The organism is Streptococcus sp. C300 (genome assembly GCF_000187645.1).
Classification (GTDB): domain Bacteria; phylum Bacillota; class Bacilli; order Lactobacillales; family Streptococcaceae; genus Streptococcus; species Streptococcus oralis_CQ.
Map to the genome: position 1 here is coordinate 1 of NZ_GL732477.1, position 833 is coordinate 833.

At 26.4% G+C, this 833-nt stretch carries 2 protein-coding genes; both read right to left on the minus strand.

Going from position 1 to position 833, the window contains the following annotated elements; genetic code table 11:
- Nucleotides 1–498 (minus strand): hypothetical protein (locus HMPREF0849_RS09970; RefSeq protein WP_232202901.1); only part of this gene is annotated, 498 nt, incomplete at its 3' end.
- A gap of 112 nt (nt 499–610) precedes the next feature.
- Nucleotides 611–833: FtsX-like permease family protein (locus tag HMPREF0849_RS10750; protein WP_232202902.1), on the minus strand; the 223-nt coding region annotated here is incomplete at its 5' end.

Here is an 833-nt window from a genome sequence, read left to right on the forward strand (position 1 = left end):
CTTTGAAATTATAATTGAATCCTCGGATGTTAAGCTCTCAAAAATACTTTCATGATTAGAAGCAAGGATTTTTATTGAATTAAATTTTTGATTTACAAATTGAGCGCTGTGGTTTTCCCAAGAATCATCACCTATATTGATCATCAAGTTTGATATATACGAAACTGATTCAGTATTTTCACCATCATCTAGTTGCGTATTCTTATAAATATATTCATACTTATAATTTAAAGAATTAGAATACTGTAGCACAGGTTTACTTGCAATATTCGAAAGTGACAACGCAAAGTTTAAAAGGAAAAATGAGATGAAACCCATAAATATAACTGAAAAAGTCCGAGGAATATTTTTTAACAAATTATTATTTTTTACTCTCCAAATAAACGGTAACTTATCCCAAATTTTATTAAGTTTTCCAAATAATTTGTAATTTAATTTTAGTTTTTCACGTTCATATATACTCTCAAGAACATCTACCGACATAAGTCTATAAACCACAAATATATTAAAGCAACTAAGAATGGTACTTAAACTCAACAACAATAATAAACTAGCAAATAGATCAAGCGAAGGTGTGATATTGCGAAAATTGAAAGTAGTTAGATATGTTTCAATAAATGTAAATGATTGCAAATAACCAATTAAATAACCAACACAAATACCAATAATAATAGGTATATTCATAACAATAAAAAGCTAAAGATAGTTGAAATTTATTATAGCCAATAGCACGTAAAATTCCTAAACTCTTAGAATATTTCTTAATTTGATTATCTAATATTTGAAATAGTAGAAGAGCCACAACAAAACTCAGTATTGTTAAACTTAAGTAC